Source organism: Nostoc sp. NMS4 (genome assembly GCF_017115095.1).
In the GTDB taxonomy this organism is placed as follows: Bacteria; Cyanobacteriota; Cyanobacteriia; order Cyanobacteriales; family Nostocaceae; genus Nostoc.
This window is the reverse complement of sequence record NZ_JABXKI010000062.1, coordinates 1-7805: the sequence shown is the minus strand read 5'-3', so window position 1 is coordinate 7805 and position 7805 is coordinate 1. Positions and strand designations below refer to the sequence as shown.

Sequence of the window (7805 nt, the reverse complement as noted above, 5' to 3'; positions counted from 1 at the left end):
CTCGAAGATAGTAACATTTGTCAGTGTTTATCAAAGTAGAGAAGTAATATGTCAGAAGATTTAAAAGGCAAAGTTGCACTGATCACAGGTGCAAACAAAGGTATTGGATAAGTTAATTTATCAAGTGGTTTAGGTTCTCTGACTCAGAACTCCGATCCAAATTTTGAATTCGCTGATTATAAGCTTATTGCTTATAATTCATCAAAGACAGCAGTGAATGCAATCACAGTTTTATTGGCTGCCGAACTTAAAGATACCCCAATTAAAATAAATTCTGCCGATCCTGGTTTTACCGCAACTGACATTAATCAATACCAAGGATATCGCACTGTTGAGCAGGGTGCGATCCCTGCGGGGGGCTACGCCTACGCAGCAGTAAGACTCGCTACTTTACCTGATGATGGTTCTAGCGGAGGGTTTTTTGATGAAAACGGTGTGGTTCCTTGGTAAAAACTAGAGGGCTACAGGGTAAGCAAGCTAACAAGAGCGTCATTACGAATTACTAAAGTTAGCGGATATTAACTTCTTGCAGGTAATTTACTCCTTGAAGATATTCAACCTTAGTAGTTAAGTTTTTCGGGGCAAATAAATTTGTTCTTTTTGCAGAAGCGATCTTTTGATTGTCAGTTAGTACACGTTGTTTTTGAGTATACTCATTCAATTTGACTTGAGCTTGAGCATAAACTAGAGTATCTTGGGGAATATTTTTGAGAAACTTTACAGCGCGATCGAAATCACCAATAGATGCTTTTTTATAGGCCTTCTGTAAAAAGTAGGCTGCTCTAATCTGCCGCTTTCGATTATATTCAGCTAACTTGTCTTGAACTAAAGCACCTGCATGACTTTCTTGAGGAATTTGACGCAGATATTGTAATGCGGCAGAAAAATCCTTTTCAGCAGCTTTTTCGTAAGCTTTTGCTAATAAATCTTGCGTCTGTGCTTCAATATTGACAGATGCTTTCTGAACTATTTTATCTGTTTTAGATTGCCAATATAAAATCTTGGGAACTTTAGCAGCAGCATGAAGAACATCTGACCATCTGCTCTCATGAAAAGCTAGTTGTGCGATTTCGTATTGCTGTGCAGCTACTTGCCATTGCTCTTGCCATTCTTCAATTGTAGCTTGTGCTTCTGGATAAACACTGCTGTGGGAGGGGATTGATTTAGCAAGTGCGATCGCTTCTTCTAAATCTCCTGCTTGATATTCTTTTGTTGCTTTATATAAAGTATCTGTTTCTGAGTATGCAGGTGGAGTATTCACTAAAGAATATACACCAAATCCCATCAATAAAGAATTAGCTGCCAATCCTACTTTCATTCCCGTGAATAACGGCGATAATTTTCCAGATGCAGGATTTTTCGCTACTTCTAGAGAAAATTGAGAATCTTTCTCTAATGTTTCTGATGGCTGAGTTTCCCAGATTATTTGTTTGAGTACCCGCAGCACCTCACCCGCAGACTGAAAGCGGTCTTGGTAATTATAGCGGATCATTTGGCTGAGAATAGCGGCTAGATAATCGTTAACTGGCGTGTTTTGAGAACGCCAAAAAATTTCATTAGTAGAAGGATCGGTTTTTAATTGTAGTGGTTCTAGCCCTGTTAAAGCCTGGATCGCAATCATACCCAAAGCATAAATATCACTATTTGGCTGTGTTTGACCAATAAATTGCTCTGGCGGTATATATCCCAGTGAAGTGACGGGAATTCTATAAATGGGCAATTCTGCACCTATGCCAAAATCGATGGACTGGATTGAGCCAAAGTCAATCATAACTAGCTTGCGATCGCTATTACGTCTGATCAAGTTTTCCGGTTTGATATCGCAATGGATCACGCCTTGAGAGTGAACAAATTCTAGAATACCTAAGACATCTATCAGAAATTCTACAACTTCGCTTTCACTCCACAAACACCCGAAATATTGATCGATGGGCAATTCCGCAGTCAGCGCATGTCCTTCAATACACTCTTGCACTAAATAAAATCGCTCGTTTTCTTCAAAGCAAGCAATAAATTCAGGAATTTGGTCATGGCTTCCCAGAAGTTTGAGGGTTTCGGTTTCAGTCAGAAACAGTAATCTCAGCATCTCCAAGTAGCCAGGTTCAGAACTGCTAACTTTAATCTGCTTAATAACGCACTTGGGATTTTCTGGATAATCTACGTCTACAGCAATGTATGTTTGTCCAAACACCCCTGCACCGAGGCTTTGGACAATTTGGTAACGCCCTTGTAGTAATTTACCGATTATGTGGTGGGTCATGACCTGGTTACTCAGTAAGTCCTTTTATCTAGTTTTTCTGACATTCCCTCCTGTTTCCGGATTCCTTGAAAAATACATTATCTCGAACCTTTGTTACTGAAATGCAAAATGGATTTATTTCAGTATTTTCACTTAATTTATTCCAAAATTAATAGCAAAATCTAACAAGATTTCTAACTTCTTTAAGAAGAAAATTGACGCAAAAAATAGCCGAAACCACTATTTTCATGTAGTTTCAACTTATAAACCGCCACCAATTAATAAAGATTCTATAAAGTTTATATGAATTTTATATATTCATCCTGAACAAATCACAACTTTTTTAAATATTACATATACTATATTTGCGTAAATACTTTGTAAAACTAATACAAAGCTAACAATGTCAATAGAATACTAGCCTAGTAATTTAATTTTTCATTACTAGTCTTTACGAATTACGAATTACGAATTACGAATTACACCTTGCGGTACTAGCTTTGTGAGTTTCAGCTAAACAGGTTCTAATTTAAAGAGATATCCAATGAAAAGGTTTTATAGATTAGCGATCGCGTCTGCTATTGTTGGGTTCGGATTAGGAACGCTGAATACAGCCCAAGCAGCAACTTTTACTGAGACAGCATCAGATCAAGGTTGGTGGGCTGCTGAAGATGGACTGAATGGCCCTAATTCTAACGATAATATCAACTACGTAACTGGAAATATACGCGGAACAGATTTACGTAACTATTTTAAATTCGATCTTGGCAATCTAGTAGGAGTTTCTTCAGCCACCTTGCAAATTCAACGATTTGTGGGTTCAGGAAATCCAACAGAGACTCTAGGTTTTTTTGATGTTTCAACACCTCCTAATGTGTTGAGTCAGAAAATTAATAGTCCCAATAATACTATTTATAATGATTTGGGAAGTGGTAAAAACTATGGAAATTTTAAAGTTACTACTTCTGGCGATTCAAGCGAAATTTTGAGTTTTGCTCTCAACTCCAACGCCATTGCAGATATTAACGCCAGAAAGGGAAATTTTTTCTCAGTTGGCGGTGCGCTTCAAGGGGATCTTACTGAGGAATATCTTTTTTCTGAAAGTGGTGGTCAAGCGTTTGCTAAACTTGTGGTCAATACCAATTCAACCCCTGTTCCTGAACCTAGCGCCCTTGGCGGAATAATGCTTGCTGGTATTGGAGGCTGGTGGCTAAGAGAATGTTTGAAAAGTCATGATTGATGTATCAAATATGTTTTACCCCACCCTAACCCTCCCCTTGCAAAGGGGAGGGAACTAGATTTTCCGGTTTCCCCCCAATACATCGGGGGGATTAAGGGGGGTAATTCTACTTGTGTATACACCGTAGCTTTATAAGGGGGGTAATAATTCGATTAAAATCACATCTAAAGCGCAAATGAAAAGCGTCTCTAAGTGTATAGGCTGATTTAATTTTTTGCCTATCCGACAAAGTATTTTTTCTCAGAAAAGCTTCAATGCTCTTGTTTGTAACAGCATTTTTTACACCAATTTATCGAAGAGAATTCTGAATTCTTTTTCAACAGAAAATATCCAGCAGATTTCAAGATTCCTCTCTGCTTTCTTCTTCCTCTATCGCTTCAGATTTATCTTGTAACGGCTTCACTACCCGTGCGATCGCTTCTTGAATAAAAGCTTTAATAAATTCATCTCGGCGATTAATCTGAAACTGTCGCTGCACAACTTCTGTCATTCCCCCATCACCCCAATCTTGGTCATGACGAAAATATTCAACAAAACTTTTACCAGCAATTCGCGTTAAATAAGCTGCTGTCACGCCTTGAATCGCCCTACCAATAATAAAGGTGGCAACATTGAGTTGCAAAGCTGTAGATAATAATTCAATTGCTCCTTTGACAATGCCCAAACTAGCGATGGTTTTCGCTAAAGAAAGAGCTAATTCTCGTCCCCGTTCCATATTTAATTCACAGCCGTAGACTCTGCCAATTTCCACAACCATTTGAGCATTAACTGCGGCTGTCGCTAATAAATCTACAACTGGTATCGGCGTAACTGATACCACACCAGCACCAATCCATTGAAACCGTTCTACGATTTTGTCAGCTTGACGGCGACGCTGGCCATCGATGAGTTTTCGCGCCTCGTCTCCCAATCGCAAAGATTGCAAAAGAATGTTATCCGCCACCAAATCTTCACCTTCAGCGCGTAAAACAGCAGCCGTGCGCCGCAGCAAAGGAACTATATCGGGTTCTGGTTGGAAGGTTTCGCCAGTTTCTAATTGTGCAGATTGGGGATTAGCAGCGATCGCTACCACATCATTAGTAGCAATAAATCCCCGTACCCGTTGACGCAATCTAGCGAGGATAGATTCTTTATCTTCATCTGTATATAAATCAGTTTTGTTGAGAACTAGGAGCGATCGCTTCCCAATTTCTGCCAACCCCCGCAACGGCTCATATTCTGAGCGTCGTAAATCATTATCTACCACAAACAACAGTAAATCTGCTTCTGTCGCCAGTTCTCGCGCCATTTGTTCCCGTTCCGTTCCCGCCACCCCTGCTTCTAAAATCCCCGGCGTATCTGTAATTAAAATCTTGCGTTCCAATCCCTTCAACCGCAGACAATAGGTTTCTCCAACCTGAGTTGTACCCATCGGTGCATCCACCTGACCGACCATGCGTCCCATAATCGCATTAACTAGGGAAGTTTTGCCAGCACTCCCCGTACCAAATACCACTACTTGAATTTCACCCCGCGCTAGATTGGCTTCAATCTCTCTCGATCGACTTAATAAAGCCTGACGTGCTACTTCATCTTGAATTTGCCCTACTTGTTGCCGCACAGCCTGTAAAGTTGTAGAAGCCGCATCAGATTTGCCAGCCGGAATTTGCGCCGCAGTCACTCGCTTCGGGTTGCGACGCGATCGCTTTTCCCCAGATTGAATCACCAATACATAATAGACAAAAGCGGCAACCAAAGCTCCAATCAGGAGAATCAGCAATAATAGCAACAAATTGCCTAGCAACGGCGAATAGGACAATTGCCAATAGAGGCGTGATAGGGAATCAATTAGCCATAGGGCTAGCCCCAAAATGACGATCAGACCGACAATCAGCGTTACTATGCGTGACAAAGGCATGGCTGGGAAAGATTAGTAAGTATTTAGTAGGCAGATGCTTCTCATCTTAATAGTTTCAGCATTTTTTACCAGAGTAGTATTGGGAGGCAGGGGGCATTGGGGATTGGGGATTGGGGGAATGGCACTAAGTTAAGATACAGCCCTTGCCCTGACTGGTCTGACTGGTTCCCAGCCTCCAGGCTGGGAACCCCCATTCTGGGAGGCTCCGCCTCCTCTTTCTTGACTAGAGGCGGAGCCTCTCGGAATACATTCCCAGCCTGGAGGCTGGGAACGAGGCTACACAGGTTTTTGGGGTTTTCTTAGTGCCATTCGGAATTGGGCATTGGGCATTGGTATTGGGTATTGGGCTTTGTTGATTAACTAATAACGCTCACTGCATTTTTTACATCTTTAAAAAATTGCAACAATGTAAGAATGCAATTGTCTACATTATCAATGTTTCCAGGAATCCTAATATGCAGACTATTAGCAAAAAGTCAACAAGTAAATCGTGGGCTGGTGCGATCGCAGAACCAGCAAAAGAATTTCCTCTTACTCAACTGTCAATCATTTCTGGTCAAGTCCCAGATGGCTTGCGTGGCACTCTTTACCGCAATGGCCCCGCACGGCTAGAACGCGGTGGCGATGTCTGCGACGGGCTACGCCAACGCGTGGGACACTGGTTTGATGGGGATGGGGCAATTCTCGGCGTTCATTTCACAGATGCAGGAGTTACCGGAGTTTATCGCTATGTGCAAACAGCAGAATATCTAGCTGAAACTCAAGCGGATAGGTTTCTTTATGGTGTTTATGGGATGCATCCACCAGGCCCCATCTGGAAGCGCTGGGGTCAACAGATCAAAAATGCAGCGAATACCTCAGTGTTGGCTTTACCTGATAAACTATTGGCTTTATGGGAAGCAAACAATCCATACAGCCTTGATTTGCAAACCTTAGAAACGAAGGGATTAGATGATTTAGGTGCTTTGGATAATGGATTACCTTATTCGGCTCATTACAAGCGAGATTCACAAACAGGCGAGATTTTTAACTTTGGAGTCAGCATTGGAAGTTCTGTACAACTGAATCTCTACAAAAGCGATGCCACTGGCAAAATTATCCAAAAAACTGCTTTTAAGCTAGATCGTTACTCAATAATGCATGATTTTGTTTTAACTCAAAGGTATTTGGTGTTTTTCATGCCACCACTACGGATGAAAATGCTGTCATTGATGCTAGGTATGACTACCTTTAGTGAATCTCTATTGTGGGAACCTCAATTAGAAACCCAAGTGTTAATCTTCGATCGAGAAAACTTATCCTTAGTGAGTCGTGGTGAAACCGATCCTTGGTTTAATTGGCATTTTGGCAATGGTTATGAAGATGAAGACGGTTCCGTGATTCTGGACATGGTGCGATATGAAGATTTTCAGCAAACTAATGAGTATCTCCGAGAATTCGTAAGTGGTGAGACGCACACAATAAATAAAGGAACATTGTGGCAAGTGCGCCTCAATCCTCAAACTGCTAAAGTGACAGCAATACAAGAAGTTGTCAACCGCAAATGTGAATTTCCTGTAGTGCAGCGATCGCAAGTTGGGCAACCTTCGCGCTATACTTACGTATCATTAATGCCCCAAAGAGGGGATAGAGAAAAAGAAACCTTTGGTGCGATCGCTCGCTTCGACTACAAAACCGAAACCCTCACCGAAGCAGACTTAGGAGAAAACCGCTATCCTTCAGAACCCATCCCCGCCCAAGATGCCCAAAACCCTGAGCAAGGCTGGGTGATAACCGTTGTATACGATGGTAATTCTCATAGTAGTGAAGTTTGGGTATTTGATAGCGATCGCCTGGATGCAGAACCCGTTTGCAAACTAGGATTACCTAGCGTCATTCCCCATAGCTTCCACGGCACTTGGAACCCAGCTTGATAAGTTGACTAGGGACTGCGGACAGGAGACAGAGGGTCAGAAGGTAAAATTTACTGCAACTTCTCCCTCATCTCCCTCAATCTAATCTTTGATAATTGCTAAAACGTTCAACGATAAGAAAACTTGATTTGAAATGATTTTTTATGATAATCTAACGTTTGTTTCTCAAACTACGGTTTATCAATTAGCTTATAGTAGTTCTCAACTATACTGTATTTTTAATTTGAATTAAAAAAAACTCATGGCTATTACACAAAGGCGTAAACTTGGACGTTCTGTACTAGAAGTATCACCACTATCTTTTGGTGGCAACGTATTTGGCTGGACAATTGATGAAAATAGTTCATTTGAGATTTTAGATAGTTTTATCGCGGCTGGAGGTAATTTTATTGACACAGCTGATGTTTATTCCAAGTGGGTTCCGGGAAATCAAGGTGGAGAGTCTGAGGAAATTTTAGGAAAATGGCTCAAGCAGCGCGGTAATCGTGACCAAGTGGTGATTGCAACTAAGGTTGG

Annotated in this window: 6 protein-coding genes; 4 read left to right on the top strand and 2 right to left on the bottom strand. The window is 41.3% G+C overall.

Annotated elements, in window-relative coordinates; translation table 11 throughout:
• The first annotated feature begins 138 nt into the window (after positions 1-138).
• The gene (locus HWQ37_RS03115; RefSeq protein WP_363318085.1) at positions 139-450 is read left to right on the top strand and encodes an SDR family NAD(P)-dependent oxidoreductase; all 312 of its coding nucleotides are present in this window, start codon (positions 139-141) and stop codon (positions 448-450) included.
• A gap of 58 nt (positions 451-508) precedes the next feature.
• Here HWQ37_RS03115 and HWQ37_RS03110 read toward each other — a convergent pair whose 3' ends face one another.
• Positions 509-2260, bottom strand: a complete 1752-nt coding sequence (locus tag HWQ37_RS03110) for a serine/threonine-protein kinase (protein WP_292743620.1) — start codon at positions 2258-2260, stop codon at positions 509-511.
• Positions 2261-2783: 523 nt separating this feature from the next.
• Between HWQ37_RS03110 and HWQ37_RS03105 the strand changes: the two genes are divergently transcribed.
• Positions 2784-3479 (top strand): PEP-CTERM sorting domain-containing protein, encoded by a 696-nt coding sequence (locus tag HWQ37_RS03105; RefSeq protein WP_292743619.1) that lies wholly within the window; start codon positions 2784-2786, stop codon positions 3477-3479.
• Between the two features lie 340 nt (positions 3480-3819).
• Here the strand turns inward: HWQ37_RS03105 and HWQ37_RS03100 are convergent, their stop codons facing one another.
• Entirely contained in the window at positions 3820-5376 is a 1557-nt protein-coding gene (locus HWQ37_RS03100; protein WP_292743617.1) for a YcjF family protein, read from the bottom strand.
• Positions 5377-5831: 455 nt separating this feature from the next.
• Here HWQ37_RS03100 and HWQ37_RS03095 point away from each other — a divergent pair, with 455 nt between their 5' ends.
• Both HWQ37_RS03095 and HWQ37_RS03090 read left to right on the top strand, forming a co-directional pair.
• Positions 5832-7289 (top strand): carotenoid oxygenase family protein, encoded by a 1458-nt coding sequence (locus HWQ37_RS03095; RefSeq protein ID WP_292743614.1) that lies wholly within the window; start codon positions 5832-5834, stop codon positions 7287-7289.
• A gap of 241 nt (positions 7290-7530) precedes the next feature.
• Positions 7531-7805: aldo/keto reductase (locus HWQ37_RS03090; RefSeq protein ID WP_292743613.1), on the top strand; the 275-nt coding region annotated here is incomplete at its 3' end.